This is a genomic window from Acidimicrobiales bacterium, assembly GCA_036378675.1.
In the GTDB taxonomy this organism is placed as follows: domain Bacteria; phylum Actinomycetota; class Acidimicrobiia; order Acidimicrobiales; family Palsa-688; genus DASUWA01.
The window spans coordinates 132,407-147,578 of the sequence record DASUWA010000007.1; the positions used below are offsets into that span (position 1 = coordinate 132,407).

Annotated in this window: 16 protein-coding genes; 15 read left to right on the forward strand and 1 reads right to left on the reverse strand. The window is 66.2% G+C overall.

Annotated features, from left to right (window positions below):
* Window positions 1-27: 27 nt before the first annotated feature.
* From trmD to VFZ97_02825, 5 genes are all read left to right on the forward strand, one after another.
* Window positions 28-795, forward strand: coding sequence for a tRNA (guanosine(37)-N1)-methyltransferase TrmD (trmD, locus tag VFZ97_02805; GenBank protein ID HEX6392343.1), 768 nt, complete (start codon window positions 28-30; stop codon window positions 793-795).
* Window positions 792-1,148: a 50S ribosomal protein L19 gene (gene rplS / locus VFZ97_02810; GenBank protein HEX6392344.1), complete on the forward strand. Its 357-nt coding sequence runs from the start codon at window positions 792-794 to the stop codon at window positions 1,146-1,148. The genes trmD and rplS overlap by 4 nt, the downstream gene beginning before the upstream one ends.
* A 37-nt stretch (window positions 1,149-1,185) precedes the next feature.
* Window positions 1,186-1,878 carry a signal peptidase I gene (lepB, locus tag VFZ97_02815; GenBank protein ID HEX6392345.1) on the forward strand — a complete coding sequence of 231 codons (693 nt, stop codon included), beginning with the start codon at window positions 1,186-1,188 and terminating at the stop codon, window positions 1,876-1,878.
* Window positions 1,879-2,143: 265 nt separating this feature from the next.
* Complete coding sequence (locus VFZ97_02820; GenBank protein ID HEX6392346.1) at window positions 2,144-2,437, forward strand: DUF2469 domain-containing protein; 294 nt, start codon at window positions 2,144-2,146, stop codon at window positions 2,435-2,437.
* A complete protein-coding gene (locus VFZ97_02825; protein HEX6392347.1) occupies window positions 2,335-2,811 on the forward strand; it encodes a YraN family protein in 477 nt (158 codons plus the stop codon). The genes VFZ97_02820 and VFZ97_02825 overlap by 103 nt, the downstream gene beginning before the upstream one ends.
* A 135-nt stretch (window positions 2,812-2,946) precedes the next feature.
* Here VFZ97_02825 and VFZ97_02830 read toward each other — a convergent pair whose 3' ends face one another.
* Window positions 2,947-3,192: a hypothetical protein gene (locus VFZ97_02830; GenBank protein ID HEX6392348.1), complete on the reverse strand. Its 246-nt coding sequence runs from the start codon at window positions 3,190-3,192 to the stop codon at window positions 2,947-2,949.
* A gap of 153 nt (window positions 3,193-3,345) precedes the next feature.
* Between VFZ97_02830 and VFZ97_02835 the strand changes: the two genes are divergently transcribed.
* The 10 genes from VFZ97_02835 (at window position 3,346) to VFZ97_02880 (ending at window position 15,159) form a co-directional block, all read left to right on the forward strand.
* A complete protein-coding gene (locus VFZ97_02835) occupies window positions 3,346-4,866 on the forward strand; it encodes a YifB family Mg chelatase-like AAA ATPase (GenBank protein HEX6392349.1) in 1,521 nt (506 codons plus the stop codon).
* Window positions 4,863-6,137 carry a DNA-processing protein DprA gene (locus tag VFZ97_02840; protein ID HEX6392350.1) on the forward strand — a complete coding sequence of 425 codons (1,275 nt, stop codon included), beginning with the start codon at window positions 4,863-4,865 and terminating at the stop codon, window positions 6,135-6,137. The genes VFZ97_02835 and VFZ97_02840 overlap by 4 nt, the downstream gene beginning before the upstream one ends.
* Before the next feature lie 129 nt (window positions 6,138-6,266).
* Window positions 6,267-7,034 carry an RNA polymerase sigma factor WhiG gene (gene whiG, locus VFZ97_02845; protein ID HEX6392351.1) on the forward strand — a complete coding sequence of 256 codons (768 nt, stop codon included), beginning with the start codon at window positions 6,267-6,269 and terminating at the stop codon, window positions 7,032-7,034.
* A 202-nt stretch (window positions 7,035-7,236) separates the two neighbouring features.
* The gene (gene rpsB / locus VFZ97_02850; GenBank protein HEX6392352.1) at window positions 7,237-8,421 is read left to right on the forward strand and encodes a 30S ribosomal protein S2; all 1,185 of its coding nucleotides are present in this window, start codon (window positions 7,237-7,239) and stop codon (window positions 8,419-8,421) included.
* A 12-nt stretch (window positions 8,422-8,433) separates the two neighbouring features.
* Complete coding sequence (gene tsf, locus VFZ97_02855; protein HEX6392353.1) at window positions 8,434-9,237, forward strand: translation elongation factor Ts; 804 nt, start codon at window positions 8,434-8,436, stop codon at window positions 9,235-9,237.
* A 69-nt stretch (window positions 9,238-9,306) separates the two neighbouring features.
* The gene (gene pyrH / locus VFZ97_02860; protein ID HEX6392354.1) at window positions 9,307-10,035 is read left to right on the forward strand and encodes a UMP kinase; all 729 of its coding nucleotides are present in this window, start codon (window positions 9,307-9,309) and stop codon (window positions 10,033-10,035) included.
* Complete coding sequence (gene frr, locus VFZ97_02865) at window positions 10,035-10,604, forward strand: ribosome recycling factor (protein ID HEX6392355.1); 570 nt, start codon at window positions 10,035-10,037, stop codon at window positions 10,602-10,604. Before pyrH ends, frr begins: the two co-directional genes overlap by 1 nt.
* 48 nt (window positions 10,605-10,652) lie before the next feature.
* Complete coding sequence (locus tag VFZ97_02870) at window positions 10,653-12,611, forward strand: phosphatidate cytidylyltransferase (GenBank protein ID HEX6392356.1); 1,959 nt, start codon at window positions 10,653-10,655, stop codon at window positions 12,609-12,611.
* A gap of 8 nt (window positions 12,612-12,619) precedes the next feature.
* A complete protein-coding gene (dxr, locus tag VFZ97_02875) occupies window positions 12,620-13,816 on the forward strand; it encodes a 1-deoxy-D-xylulose-5-phosphate reductoisomerase (GenBank protein ID HEX6392357.1) in 1,197 nt (398 codons plus the stop codon).
* Window positions 13,813-15,159 carry a M50 family metallopeptidase gene (locus VFZ97_02880; GenBank protein HEX6392358.1) on the forward strand — a complete coding sequence of 449 codons (1,347 nt, stop codon included), beginning with the start codon at window positions 13,813-13,815 and terminating at the stop codon, window positions 15,157-15,159. Before dxr ends, VFZ97_02880 begins: the two co-directional genes overlap by 4 nt.
* Window positions 15,160-15,172 lie beyond the last annotated feature (13 nt).

Genomic DNA, 15,172 nt, shown 5'->3' on the forward strand with positions numbered 1-15,172 from the left:
CGCGCGCCGGGCGGATTGAGAGAGCGCGTGCGCGTCGACGTACTCACCATTTTTCCGGATCTGGTTCGGACCTGGACCCAGTCGAGCCTGATCGGTCGCGCCGGCCGCGCCGGCTTACTCGACGTTCGGGTGCACGACCTCCGCTCCGGCGCCAACGACCCGCACCGCTCGGTCGACGACGCGCCCTTCGGCGGAGGAGCCGGAATGGTCCTGGCGCCCGAGCCGCTGTTCGCCGTCGTGGAGGCCGCCGAACCACCAAGGCCGTTGTTGTTGCTCGGCCCCGGCGGAAGGCGGTTCGACCAGAGTTGGGCAGTGGAGTTGGCCGCAGGTGACGGTTTCTCGATGCTGTGCGGCCGTTACGAGGGCGTCGATCAGAGGGTCAGGGACCACCTGGTCGACGGAGAGCTGTCGGTCGGCGACTTCGTCCTGGCCGGCGGCGAGTCGGCGGCGATCTGCGTGCTCGAGGCGGTGGCACGGTTGGTGCCCGGCGTGATGGGGAACGACCAATCGTCGCTCGAGGAGAGCTTCGCGGACGGTCTGCTCGAGTACCCGCAGTACACCCGGCCGGCTGTGTTTCGCGACTGGGAAGTGCCGGACGTGCTGCGAAGCGGCGACCACGGACTGGTCGCGAGATGGCGCAAGGCTCAGTCGCTGGCCAGGACCATCACCGACAGGCCCGACCTGATCGAGGCGAGGGGAGGCTTGAGTGAAGAGGAGGAGCGGCTGCTGGCCGAGTTCGCTCCCTCCGCACTATCCTCAAGGGTCCCCTCTCCCCGGCAGGAGCCGAAGCGATGAACCCCACGGATCTGGTTGACCGCGACAGTTTGCGAGACGACATCCCCGTTTTCGCCCCCGGCGACACGTTGAAGGTCCACGTTCGGGTTGTCGAGGGGAACCGGGAGCGGGTGCAGGTTTTCCAGGGTGCGGTCATCCGCCGGCAGGGATCCGGGGTCCGAGAGACGTTCACCGTCCGTAAGATGAGCTTCGGTGTCGGAGTGGAGCGGACCTTTCCGGTGCATTCCCCGGTCATCGCCAAGATCGAAGTGGTAACCCAGGGGGACGTCCGCCGGGCGAAGCTCTACTACCTGCGTGAGCGCACCGGCAAGGCAGCGAAGATAAAGGAGAAGCGGCAGCCCGCCAGCCGCTGAACGGCTGGGGCGGTTGACCGCCTGAGCGGTTGAGCGGTTGAGCCGCGCTGATCAGGCCCGCGCTGCCGAGGCCCGCGCTGCCGAGTCCCGCGCTACCGAGGCCCGCGCCGCCGAGGCCCGCGCCGCCGAGGGCCGGGCCCAGCGACGCCGCGGGATCGCAGAGGACATCGCGTTGGTCGTGATCGCGGTCGCGGTCGCGGTCGTCGTTCGGGCCTTGGTGGCTCAGGCGTACTACATCCCGTCGGCTTCGATGGTGCCCCAGCTGCGGATCAACGACCGCGTCGTCGTCTCGCGGCTCGCCTACGACCTGCACTCGCCGCGGCGGGGGGACGTTGTCGTGTTCAAGGCGCCGCCGAGCCTGGACGGCGCGAGGACGGTTACGAAGAACCCGTTCGGTCGGTTTTTCCGGTCGATCGGTGTCGCGGTCGGCGTGACGGAGGACCAGACCGTCCTGATCAAGCGGGTTATCGCGCTTCCAGGGGAGACCGTGTCGGGAAGAGGGGGCCGGGTGTACGTCGGCGATGAAGTAGTGGTGGAGCCCTACCTTCCGGCGGGCACGATCACCTCCGACTTCGGGCCGGTCAAGGTGCCGCCCGGAGACGTCTGGGTCATGGGCGACAACCGTTCCAACTCCGAGGACAGCCGCTTCTTCGGGCCGATTCCGACCCACACCATCGTGGGCAGGGCGATCTGGAAGGTGTGGCCGCCCTGGGAGGCGTCCTTTCTCTGAGGCTCGGGGCGCCGGCGCCGGCGGGGCGGGGCGGGGCGAGCTGGCGCCGGCGGGTGGGCTGGCGGGGCTGTCCGCCCCTAGGTGGTCCCCATTTTGGATTTTGCGGTACAAACGGTTTTTGCGGTGAATTTTTGACGTTTGGGGTTGCGCTTGTCCCGGAGAAACCAGATGTCACGAATTTGCCCAGGGCTGCTCTTCATGCGCCGCCGGTCTGCAACCCTGTGATGGACTCCAATCGACCGCGGCTGGGCCTACCATGGAGCCCGTGAGCGCCGAGGACCTCGAACGGTACGAGACCGAAATCGCGCTGCAGCTTTACCAGGAGTACCGGGCGGTGCTCGCCATGTTCAAGTACGTGGTCGAGACCGAGCGACGCTTCTACCTGGCTAACGACGTGACCATGGAAGCGAAGGGTGAGGGCGACCGTACGTATTTCGAGATCACCCTCGGCGACGCATGGGTCTGGGATATGTACCGGCCGGCCCGCTTCGTCTCTTCTGTGCGGGTCGTCACCTTCAAAGACGTCAACATCGAGGAACTCCCGGAGAAGGAGCTCTAGCCATCGCGGCGACCGCCGCCTCGGGGGGAAACCGAGCCACCGGGGCGCGCGGCGAGCAGCAGGTGGCTTCGTGGTACTCGGCCGCCGGCTACGAGGTGGTGGACCGGAACTGGCGCTGCAGTCAGGGCGAGCTGGACATAGTCGCGGTCAAGCGCTCGACGGTCGTCTTCTGCGAGGTGAAGGCACGATCGGGGACTCTTTTCGGTGTCCCGGCGGAGGCGGTCGGGCGGGCGAAGCAGCTCAGGATCCGACGCCTCGCGGCCCGGTGGCTCGCGGAGAACCGTGACCGCTTGGGCCGGCGGTCCTGGGCGGTCCGCTTCGACGTGGCGTCGGTGCTCGCGGGTCAGGTCGACGTGATCGAGGGAGCTTTCTGAGCCCGTCGACGCAGTCGGTCGCTCAGGGTCCACCTCACTGTTTTTCTTGCAAATTGGCACCAATTGGGTGCCAAGTTGCGAAAAAGGTTGCTCGGTGACCGCAGCGACCGTCGGCTTGCGCTCCCGCCCAGTGACCTAACCGGCCCGACCAGGCCGGCGGGTCCGACGGCGCTCCCAGCACGGCCGGTGCCAGTGCCGGCGCAGATCGGATGCGCCCTTGGGAACGACGACGACATGCCCGGTTCCTGAGGCGATCTCCTGCTGGCATCCCGGGCAGACATAAGCCTTCCGCGCCTGGAAGGGGTGGATCGTCCGTACCTCCAGGCCTTCCTCTTCCTCTTCCTCTTCCTCGTCATGGTCATCAAAATCGTCGGGGGGCATTCAGCCGATTGTGGCCCACGCCGGCGGCCACCGGCGGAGCAACGAGGCCCCCGATCGCAGCGTTGGCGTCCTACCGCCTTCGTAGCCTCTCGCCGGATCGCTCGGAGCAGGCGAAAACGGCCCCCTCAATCCACCGGCAGGGAGGTTTTTTCAGTGCTTGCCACCGTCTCGTCAGCGACGCTCGTGGGCGTCGAAGGCCGACCGATAGATGTCGAGGTCCACGTGTCTCGCGGGCTTCCTTGCTTCACGATCGTCGGTCTGCCCGATGCGTCGTGCCGAGAGGCCCGGGATCGGGTGAGGGCCGCTGTCATTTCAAGCGGTCTCAGCTGGCCGCAGCACAGAGTCACCGTGAACCTGGCACCGACGGGAATCCGAAAGGGAGGGGCCGGGCTCGATCTGCCGATAGCTGTCGCCCTGTTGATCGCCGACGGTCAGCTGCCGGAAGGATGCGCTTCGGGTCTCGGCTTCCTGGGTGAACTCGGGCTGGACGGGAGCGCCCGCAAAGTGGCTGGAGTCCTCCCGTTGGTCGATGCCATCCGGGCGGAAGTTGTCGTGGTGCCGACCTCCTGCGCCGAGGAAGCGAGTCTGGTGCGCGGCTCCTCGGTAGCGCCGATCCCGAGTCTCCGCACACTTGTTTCCGTACTACGCGACGAGGAGGGATGGCCTGACCATCCGGCGCCACTGCCCCCTCCGGAAAAGTTTCGTGGCCCGGATTTGGCGGAAGTGCGCGGCCAGGCTCTCGGTCGCTTGGCGGTCGAGGTCGCCGCAGCGGGAGGGCACCACCTCCTGATGGTCGGGCCTCCGGGTGCCGGGAAGACCATGCTCGCCGAGCGCCTTCCCGGCCTGCTGCCGCCGCTAGAAACTCCTGAGGCTTTGGAGGTCGCGCGGGTCCACTCCGCAGCCGGGCTACAGCTCCCACCAGGTTCGCTGGTCAAGAGACCGCCGTACCGGGCACCGCACCACAGCGCCTCCCTGGTATCGCTGATCGGAGGCGGGACCGCGCAGCTCAGACCTGGCGAGTTGAGCTGCGCCCATCATGGGGTCCTGTTCCTCGACGAAGTCGGTGAGTTCCCCGCCGACGTGCTCGACACTCTCCGCCAACCCCTCGAAGAGGGGACGATCATGGTCTGCCGGGCGCGCGCGAGCGTCGTTTTCCCAGCGCGCGTGCTTCTGGTCGCTGCCATGAACCCATGCCCTTGCGGCGGCGAGGGCGCACCCGGGGGCTGCAGGTGCAGCGACTCGGCGATCACGCGGTACGCGTCGAGGATCTCCGGCCCCTTGCTCGATCGTTTCGACCTCAGGGTGCATGTCGATCGTCCCGAGGTGTCCGAACTTATGAGCGATCGACCGACCGTGGAAGAGTCGACGGAGACCGTCGCCGCCCGTGTTCGCTCCGCGAGGGATGAGGCTAGGAAGCGCGGTGTGACGTGCAACGCCGCCATCTCCGCGCGACTCCTCGACGACCTCGCTCCGCTCGAGCGAGCCGCGAGACAGTTGCTCGAAACTCGGATGCGCCAAGGGAGGATCTCCGCACGCGGCGTTCACCGCGTGAGGCGGGTGGCCCGGACGCTCGCAGACCTGGCCGAGAATCACGGCCCAATAGCCGCTGAGCACGTCCAGTCGGCGCTTGCCCTTCGCGCGGAAGTCTTCACGCCTCCTCGGGTTTCGGTGTGAGCAGCGATATGTCCGACTTCAACGCCGAGGCACAGGCCGAGGCCCATAGGGATCAAGCCGCCTGGGCAGCGGCCCTCACCCGTCTGCCCGGGATGGGTCCTGCGACACTCGTGTCGATTCTTCGCGAGCACCAACCTCGTGAGGCGTGGGAGTTGGTATGCGAGGGACGGCTCCGGAGACGGTCACGGGCTGACGGCGGGCAGCCCGCTGGCGTTTCCCAGTCGCTCTCCCTCTTCGCAGCCGGCGACGATCAGGGGCGCGAAGGCGACGACGGTCGCGCCTGGGAGAAGGCGGCCTCGAGGATCGAGGTCACCGGCTGGTGGGATCGAGCGGCCCGCCGCGGCGTACAGGTGACCTGGTTCGGGGAGGAGGACTATCCCGAGGCGCTGGTACAAGATCCCAATCCCCCCGGGGTGCTGTTCTGGCGGGGGTCGCTCGCGCGCCTGACCTTTCCACGGGTGGCGATCGTCGGCACCAGGAACGCCACTCCCGACGGGAGGGCGATCGCATTCGAAATGGCACGCGACCTCACCGAGGCGGGTGTATGCGTGGTCTCGGGCCTGGCTCTCGGAATCGACGGCGCAGCCCATCACGGCGCGCTCGAGGGCTTGACACACGAGGTCGACGCAGGTTCGGCGGGACGGCCTGCACCCCCGATCGGTGTCGCTGCCAGCGGCGTCGATGTGCCGTACCCGAAGCAGCATGCGTCGCTCTGGGAGCGGGTATGCCAAGCAGGAGCGGTGATTTCGGAGACACCGCCTGGGCAGCCGGCGCAGGCCTGGCGTTTTCCGACCAGGAATCGGATCATCGCCGGGCTGTCCGTGATGGTCGTCGTGGTGGAATCCCACTCAAAGGGAGGAAGCCTGATCACAGCCGAGGCGGCGTTGGAGCGCGGGGTGGAGGTGCGGGTTGTTCCCGGCCCGGTTCGTAGCCCCGCAAGCGAGGGGAGCAACCAACTCCTTTACGACGGGCCTGGGCCGGTTCGTTGCGCCCGGGATGTGCTGGACGCCCTGGGGATTCTCCTTCCGGACAGTTCCGGCGGTGGTTCAGCCAGTGCTGGAACCCGTCGAAACTCTGTCGAGCTGAGTTCGGAGGAGAAAGCAATCGTTGACGCAGTCGGGTGGAGGCCTTCGTCGTTGGGGCAGGTCGTCGGGCGGAGCGGTTTGGCGGTCGGCCGCACAGCCACGATCCTCGATGCGCTTGAGGCTCGCGGCGTCCTGGGTAGAGAAGGTGCGTGGTGGGTGAGAGTCGCTCATGGCGCCGGGACCTGAACAGGCACGGTTAACGAGAGCTGACCGAGCATGGTTATCCGGCGGTGAACAGGGACCTTTCGTGGGCAACGATGAGAGCTTCGAAGCTCCCAAGCAGGTAGCCTGCCGGGTCGGTGATCGGGAACTGATATGGGAGACGGGGAAGAAAGCGTCGACCTTCTGTGGGAGGACTACAAGCAGACCGGCGATCAGCGCATCCGCGACCAGCTGATTGTCCGATACTCCCCCCTCGTGAAGTTCGTGGCCGGCCGCGTCTCCGCAGGCCTGCCCCACAGCATCGACCAGGCTGACTTGGTCAGCTACGGGATGTTCGGCTTGATCGATGCGATCGAGAAGTTCGACATGAGCCGCAACATCAAGTTCGAGACCTACGCGATCACCAGGATCAAAGGTGCCATCATCGACGAGCTGAGATCGATCGACTGGGTGCCCCGCTCAGTCCGTGCGAAAGCCCGCTCGGTCGAGCAGGCCTATGCCAGTCTCGAGGCGTCTCTCGGCCGCGCCCCGTCCGATGCCGAGGTGGCGACGGAGCTCAATATCGGGGAGTCGGAGCTGCAGCAGATCTTCAGCCAAATCTCCTACATCGGCATCGTCGCGCTTGACGAGGTCATCTCCGGTGGCGAGCGAGGCGAGTCCGCCACGCTGGGCGACACCCTGGCCGACCGGGGCGACGGCCCCATGGCGGCATTCGAGGTCGAGGAGATGAAGCAGATCCTGGCCGGCGCCATCAACCGCCTGGGTGACCGGGAGAAGATCGTCCTCAGCCTCTACTACTACGAGAACCTGACCCTCGCCCAGATCGGCGAGGTGCTCGGCGTCACCGAAAGCCGCGTATGCCAGATACACACCAAGGCGATCATGCAACTTCGCGGCCGGATGCTCCTCGCTGACCGCTGACCGCTGACCGCCGACCTCTGACCGCGGCGCTGAGCCATGTGCTGAGCACATGTAACGTCGCCGCCGTTCACGCGCTACGCTGGTAGGCCGTCCCGAACAGGCGGGACACTCAAACAAACCCCCCGGTGCACCCACGGTCACCGCAACGGCAGTTGCGGCGCGCGCACCGGACGGATGAGACCAACCGATGGGAGGATTCACCATGGCCGTCGTCACGATGAGGCAGCTCCTGGAGGCTGGAGTCCATTTCGGACACCAGACCCGGCGCTGGAACCCGAAGATGAAGCGATTCATCTTTGGTGAACGCAACGGCATCTACATAATCGATCTCAATCAGACTCTCGAACGGATCGACGTCGCGTACTCGTTCGTTCGCGATCTGGTGGCGGACAACGGCTCTGTCCTCTTCGTGGGAACCAAGAAGCAGACTCAGGATCCGATAGCGCGCTACGCCGACCAGTGCGGGATGCCGTACATCAACGAACGCTGGCTCGGCGGGATGCTGACGAACTTCTCGACCATCGCCGGCCGGGTCAAGAAGATGCAGGAGTACGAGAGGATGCGGTCGGCCGGTGACTTCGAGGCGATGCCGAAGAAGGAGGCCCTGATCCTCAGCCGTGAGCTCGACAAGCTTCAGAGAAACCTCGGCGGCATCCGCGGAATGTCGAGGCTGCCCGAAGCGGTGTTCATCATCGACACCAAGAAAGAGCACATCGCGGTCACAGAGGCCAACAAGCTGAACATACCGATCGTCGCCGTCGTTGACACGAACTGCGACCCCGACCTCATCGACTACGTGATCCCGGGTAACGACGACGCAATCAGGGCCGGCACCCTGATGTGCCGGATCATTGCCGACGCAGTCGAAGAGGGGCGATTCATCGCTTCTCGTCGCGCCTCTCGCAACGGGGTGCAAGCGGCAGGACCCCCTGTCCTGGATCCGGAGGAGGAAGCCCGCCGGGCCGAACAGCAGCGGGAGGCCCGTCGGCAAGCCGCTATCGCACAGGCGGACAGAGAGGCGCGCCTTACAAGTGGCGCCACGCCGCAGACCGCAGCGACTCAGCCTCCTGCGACTCAACCTCCGACGACTCAGCCTCCTGCGACTCAGCCCGCGGGATCGGCCGAGGCTGAGACAGCGTCCGAGCCGCCGGCGCCGTCGGCAGAAGCGCCGGCGCCAGCACCCGAAGCGTCAGGATCCGGCGACGGCGGGACGAGTACGGCTCCCACGACCGACGGCCCCACCGCCGACCCCACGACCGCCGGCCCCACCGCCGACCCCACGACCGCTCCCCCGACCGCCGCCCCCGCGACCCCAACCCCCGCGGTCCCAACCCCCGCGGTCCCAACCCCCCCGACAACACCCGAAGCAGTTAGCACCGAGGAGTAGTGAGACAAACCAATGGCAGAGATCTCGGCCAGAGACGTGAAGGCCCTTCGCGACGCGACCGGCGCCGGGATGATGGACGCGAAGAAGGCTCTTACCGAAGCGGACGGAGACTTTCAGGCTGCGGTGTCGTGGCTTCGTGAGCGCGGACTCGGCAAGGCTGCCGAGAGGTCCGACCGCGAAAACGTAGAGGGCGCTGTCGGAGTAGCCATCTCCGGCAACGCGGCAGCCCTCGTAGAGCTGAAGTCGGAGACCGACTTCGTTGCCAAGTCTCCGCAGTTCGTGAGCTTGGTCAACAAGCTCGCTAAGGACGTTGCCGCCAACGGCGACGCGGTGGTCGACGGCTACAAGGACGCCATAGACGATCTCAAGCTCACCTTGAAGGAAAACATCGAGATCGGCCGTGTTGTCAGCTTCGACGCCGCCGACGGCAACATCCTTGACACCTATCTCCACATCCAGAACGGCAGAGGTGTGAACGCGGTGATCGTCGAACTGTCGGGCGGCACCGCTGAGCTCGCGCACGACGTTGCGGTCCACATCGCGTTCGGTCGGCCCGCCTACCTCCAGCGCGACGAGGTACCGACCGCCGAGGTGGATGCTGAGCGCGTTGCCCTGGAGGCCCAGACACGAAACGAGGGCAAGCCCGAGCAGGCGATACCCAAGATCGTCGACGGCCGCCTGGACGGATGGTTCAAACGGGTACCCGGCGGCGTGCTGATCGAACAGCCATTCGCTCGGGACGACAAGCAAACTGTTGCCCAGGTGCTCGGGTCGGCGAAGGTCGTCCGTTTCGCCCAGGCCGTAATCGGCGTCTGACCCGGAGCCGTTTTCGGGCATCCAAGACGCACCTCCGGTGCTAGGTCTGGGACTACGCTTGGCTGCCCAATGAACCAACCGCCGCCGTGGAAGCGGGTAGTTCTGAAAATCTCCGGTGAGGCGTTCGCCAGCGACGCCGCCGACGAAACGATCGACGGCACCGTCGTCGAGCGAATCGCAAAGGAGATCGCCGAGGTCGGAGCCGAAACCGGCACCCAGATAGCGGTGGTTGTCGGTGGAGGCAACATCTGGCGCGGCGCGACCGGGTCCGCATCGGGGATGGACAGGGCAACGGCGGACTACATGGGCATGCTCGCCACTGTCATCAACGCGCTCGCTCTACAGGACGCCCTCGAACGGCTGGGCCAGCCCACCCGGGTGCAGACGGCGATTGGCATGTCCCAGATCGCCGAGCCGTATATTCGCCTGAGGGCGATCCGGCACCTCGAGAAGGGCAGGGTCGTCGTGTTCGCGGCAGGGACCGGCAACCCGTTCTTCACCACCGACACCGCCGGCGCCCTGAGGGCCGTCGAGATCGACGCCGGCGTCCTCCTCAAGGGGACCCACGGCGGCGCCGACGGGGTCTACGACGACGACCCGAGAACCAACCCTGACGCCAAGCTCCTGCCCGAAGTGACCTTCGACGAGGTTCTGGCCAAGCAGCTTCGTGCGATGGACCTGACCGCCATCACCCTCTGCAAGGAGAACGACCTGCCGATCCTCGTGTTCTCCATCATGGAGCTCGGAAACCTGCGTCGCGCCCTGGTGGGGGAGCAGATCGGTACGCTGATCCGGTAATGGACGACAGCTATGTCGACGCCGTGCTCGAGGACGTCCGGGACAAGATGGTCAAGGCGGTGGAGCACACTCGAGGCGAGTTCGCCACGATCCGCACCGGCCGGGCCGCGCCGGCGCTGGTCGAGAAGCTCAAGGTCGAGTACTACGGGTCCGAGGTGCCCCTTCAGCAGCTTGCCGGCATCCAGGTGCCCGAGGCGAAGCTGATGGTTATCACCCCTTACGACAAGGGTTCGCTCAAGGCGATCGAGAAGGCGATCCAGAACTCGGACCTGGGCGTGAACCCGGGCAACGACGGATCGGTCATCAGGCTGAGCTTCCCGCCCCTCACCGAAGAGCGGCGGAAGGCCTTCGTCAAGGTCGCCCACCAGAAGGCTGAAGAGGGTCGTGTGGCGGTGCGCAATATCCGCCGGTCCGCACGGAAGGACCTGGAAGGTCTCGAGAAGGACGGCGAGATTTCCAGCGACGAGCTGGACCGGGCGGAAAAAGAGCTTGAAAGGGTGACCCATGACTTCGTCGCCGAGATCGACCGTGATTTGCACAACAAAGAGGAAGAGCTTCTGACCGTCTGATCCCGGTGTTACGGATCAGCGGAGCGCGATGTGTTTAGGAGGAATGCCGTGAGCGAGCGCAGAGACAGGAAAGACTGGTCAGAGCGCCGTCCGGCCGAGGGTGTTCGAATCATCCGGGCGGAAGAGGCGCAGGCCGCGCTTGACGCAGGGGAGGCCGCCGGTCGCCGCCCTGACGACGAATTGCGCTTCGGCGACGTCCCGCCGGCGCCTCAGGGTCCTCGTCCTCCGCATCGTTTTCCACTGCCCGACTCGGTCGACCCGGCGTCCGCGGTGCCGATGCCCCCGCTCGCTGTGCCGGTCTATTCCGAGGAACGCAACCGGGGCCGTCGGTTCTCGCCCGCCGAGCGTGACTGGTCGGCCGATCCCTCGTCCGATCCCGCCGCCGAGCCCACCGCAGAACCCTCCGCCGAGCCCACCGCAGAACCCTCCGCATTCGATCCCGCCGCAGCGCATCGTTTCGTGGTCCCCCCCGCCGAGGCCGATCCCGTCGGCACGGATAGGCCCGACGACCTTTGGGAAGTCGGGGAACGGACGACCGAGATGGACCTTCCGGCCCATATTTCGACCGGGATCGAGCCGGGCGAGGCGCCCTGGGCCAAGGAGAGCTCCGCCCCTGCTTGGGCCGAAGATCCGCCCCGGCCATCCGCAAGTTCCTTCCGTGCGTCGACACCTTGGAATTCGGCCGAGGGGCGGACGCCGCCGCCGGCGGAACCGCCCGTTTCCTATGAGCCGGATCCGACCGACGCCGGAGCACGAGGAGGCACCGAATTGCCCCACTGGAGTGATCCGCCCACGGGGGAGGTCCCGAAGATTCTCATCGGTGATGCGGACGAGGACAACGACGACCTCTCCGCATGGCGAGCCCTCGGCACTCGCGGCACCCAGTGGCGAGACAGCGGGGACGACTGGGAGCAGTTCGACGAGTTGGGCGATCTGGCGGACCTCGAACCCGAGGGGGTGCTCAACCAGTCGCGGACGGAGCACTCCGACCTCTACTCCTTTGATGAGGACTTCGAGCGGATTGAAGCCCGTCGAACAGGGGCAGTGCCCGTCGTCGGCGCGGAAGACGAGTTCGACACTGTGGAGGCGAACGCGGCCAGCGCGCCGCCCGCTCCTTCAACCCGGCCGCGCCACAGCCGCGGCGCGCCGAGGCGCGCTCGCATGGAGCCGCCCGTCGGAACCAACGGCACCGGATCGCGTGGCGAGGACCTGCCGAGCCGGGTCGTCATCGGCCTAGGACTCATCGTCCTGCTCATCATTTGCTACGCGATCGGATCGAAGGCTCTCGTCGTCCTCGCGACAGTCGTCATCACCGCCGCCGCGGCGGAGGCGTACGGGATGCTCCAGCGCTCCGGCTTCCGTCCGGCGACGCTTCTAGGACTGGTGGGCACCGTCGGTGTCTGCCTCGGCGCCTACTGGAAGGGCGTCGAGGCGCTGCCTCTCGTCACTGTTCTCGTCTTCGGCGGGGCGATGATGTGGTACCTGCTGCGGATCGTCGACGCCCGGCCGTTAGCCAACGTCGCCGTGACATCCATGACGTTCGTTTGGGTGGCCGTCCTCGGCTCTTATGCGCCACTGATGCTCCGTGCGCACCACGGCAAGGGCCTGTTCCTCGGCGCAGTCGTCGTAGCGGTCGCCTCTGACATCGTCGCCTTCCTCGTTGGAAGGTGGGTCGGAAGTCGCCCGATGGCGCCCGGGGTGAGCCCGGGCAAGACGGTCGAAGGTTTCATCGGAGGGCTTGTCGCCGCGGTCATTGTCGGAGCGATCATCGGCAAGGAGCTGACCCCATGGGGAGGCATGAAGCACGGCCTCGTCCTCGGCGTCGTCGTGGGTCTGATCGCGCCAGCGGGCGACCTGTTCGAGTCGATGATCAAACGTGATCTCGGCGTGAAAGACTCCGGAGTACTGCTGGGTGGCCACGGAGGTTTGCTCGACCGATTCGACTCGTTGCTGGTGGTGTTGCCCGCCGCCTATTACGTGGCGACCCTGTTCAGCATCGTCAGGTAGGCGACCCGTTGAAGTCCGTCACCCTCGTGGGTTCCACGGGGTCGATCGGCACCCAGGCAGTCGACGTGGTCACCTCCTCGGCCGGGTCTTACCGGGTGGTCGCGATTGGAGCGTCCTCGTCTGTCGACCGCCTGGCTGAACAAGCCGTCGAACTTCGGCCCGAGAGGGTCGCGATCGCCGACAAGTCCCGCGCGACTGAACTCGAGTCGCGCGTGCCGGCCGGCGTGGAAGTGCTCGCCGGAGCCGACGCGCTCGCCGAGATCGCAAAGGACGGTGACATCGTCGTCAACGGAGTGGTCGGTTTCGCCGGCCTGCCCGTCACTCTCGCCGCGCTCCAGGCGGGCCGCCGTTTAGCCCTTGCCAACAAGGAGTCGCTGATCGCCGGCGGGCCCGTTGTTCAGGCGGCTCGTGCGACGGAGGGCGCAGAGATCATCCCGGTCGATTCCGAGCACTGCGCCGTTCACCAGTGCTTACGGGCGATTCTCGGGGAAAAAGGGATGGCGTCGTTGCCCAATCCGCCCTCGATGCCGCTGCGCCGAGTGGTGTTGACCGCGAGCGGCGGCCCTTTCCGCGGCAGGACCCGTCAATCCCTTTCTGAAGTGACCGTGGAGGACGCCCTTGCCCATCCAACGTGGCGGATGGGGCCGAAAATAACGGTCGACTCCTCGACGCTCATGAACAAAGGGCTCGAGGTGATCGAGGCGCACGAGCTGTTCGGCGTCTCTTATGACCGGATCGAGGTGGTCGTGCATCCGCAGTCGGTGGTCCATTCGATGGTCGAGACGACCGATGGCGCGACCCTCGCCCAACTATCGCTTCCTGATATGCGGCTTCCGATCGGTTACGCGCTGGCCTATCCGGACAGGCTCGAAACCCCGTTCGGCGCCATCGACTGGGCCTCGGTCGGTTCACTCGATTTCGAGTTGCCTGATCGTGGCGCGTTCCCGTGCCTCGAACTGGCGTACAGGGCCGGCCGCGCCGGGGGCGTGGCGCCGGCATGGCTCAACGGAGCCAACGAAATCGCGGTCGCCGCGTTCCTGGAAGGCGCGATCAGGTGGGTCGACATACCCGACGTGATATCCGCAGCCCTTGATGACTGTCCTGCGAGCGTTCCCGGTACGGTGGCTGATGTGCTGGAAGCCGATCGGGCCGGACGGGACCTCGCTCTTGCCGCAGTAGGCCGCCTCGCCCGCGCAGGGCGGTGAGCGTCCAGCGCCAGAACTGGCGCGACACCATCGAGACCGATCCGCTGGGGTTGGCCAACCGTCGCCATTTCGAAGACGACAACGACGGGCAGCAGGCGCCGCCCGATCCGCGTTCTCAGCGAATGGATCTGCTCCGCCTGGGACTCGGTGTTGCCGCAGTGATCGCGATCGGGTTCCTGGCCGGTGCCGGCGAGACGGTCCTGCTCATCATCGCACTGGTCCTGTGCATCGTTGCGCACGAGTTCGGCCATTTCATCGCCGCCAAGACCGGCGGGATAAAGGTGACCCAGTTCTTCGTAGGGTTCGGGCCGCGACTCTGGTCTGTCGTCAGAGGCGAGACGGAGTACGGGGTAAAGGCCCTCCCTCTCGGCGGTTATTGCCGAATCCTCGGAATGAACAGCCTCGAAGAGGTCGACCCAGCGGACGAACGGCGCACCTACCGCGCGGCACCGATGTGGCGGCGGCTTCTGATCGACGTCGCCGGATCATCGGCCCATTTCATCATCGCCCTCGTCGTCCTGTTCGCAATGTTCTTCTGGACCGGGGACCAAGGTCGGTACCTGACCAACGTCCCCGCCAACAACCCGATCAGCCAGATCCTCGCGTTCAACAATGGACAGAGCCCAGCCGCACAAGCCGGCTTCCAAGTGCGGGACCGGATCGAGGCGATCGACGGTCAGAGGTTCTCGTCGTGGCTGCAGCAGGGGAAGTTCATCCAGGCCCGTCCCGGGCAGAGGCTCGATGTCACCGTCTCCCGTGACGGTCGGATCCTCCACCTTTTCCCGACTCCGGTTCCGGCAAGCGCGGCCAAAGTCACGGGATCGAAGAACCTCCCGGCGGGCAACGCCGGCATCATCGGCCTCGGGGTCGCCCCGACGATCCACTCGTCGCTGAGTGCGTCCGTCAGCGAGGCGGGCGGGGCGTTCGTCGCCGGCGGAGCGCAAACATTCAGCGCTCTCGGGCATCTGGTCACCCTGCATGGGATCAGCTCCTACTTCCAGATGCTGACCAGCCAGAAGGCGGCAACGTCTAACTCGAATCAGGTTGTGACGGTCGTCGGGCTGCCGAGCGTTCTTCATCAGGCGTCTCAGAGCGGCCTTCCCACCGTCCTGTGGGTGGTCGCGCTCATCAACATCTCGATCGGGATCATCAACCTGCTGCCGCTCTTCCCGCTGGATGGCGGCCGGGTGGCCATCGATCTTTACGAGGGCGTTCGAAGCGTCAGGCGGCCGTACCGGGTCGACATGTTGAAGCTGCTGCCGGTGCTCTACGCGAGCCTCGCCTTCTTCGTCCTCTACAGCGCGGGCTGGATTCTGATCAACCTGCGCACACTCAGCTCGTAGGTAGCCTGAAGGC

Bases quoted from the DNA above. Each gene is read 5' to 3' on its own strand.
- rplS (HEX6392344.1), top strand. From the start codon at position 792: ATGAACCCCACGGATCTGGTTGACCGCGACAGTTTGCGAGACGACATC.
- VFZ97_02825 (HEX6392347.1), top strand. From the start codon at position 2,335: ATGGGTCTGGGATATGTACCGGCCGGCCCGCTTCGTCTCTTCTGTGCG.
- VFZ97_02830 (HEX6392348.1), bottom strand. From the start codon at position 3,192: ATGCCCCCCGACGATTTTGATGACCATGACGAGGAAGAGGAAGAGGAA.
- whiG (HEX6392351.1), top strand. From the start codon at position 6,267: ATGGGAGACGGGGAAGAAAGCGTCGACCTTCTGTGGGAGGACTACAAG.
- rpsB (HEX6392352.1), top strand. From the start codon at position 7,237: ATGGCCGTCGTCACGATGAGGCAGCTCCTGGAGGCTGGAGTCCATTTC.
- tsf (HEX6392353.1), top strand. From the start codon at position 8,434: ATGGCAGAGATCTCGGCCAGAGACGTGAAGGCCCTTCGCGACGCGACC.
- pyrH (HEX6392354.1), top strand. From the start codon at position 9,307: ATGAACCAACCGCCGCCGTGGAAGCGGGTAGTTCTGAAAATCTCCGGT.
- frr (HEX6392355.1), top strand. From the start codon at position 10,035: ATGGACGACAGCTATGTCGACGCCGTGCTCGAGGACGTCCGGGACAAG.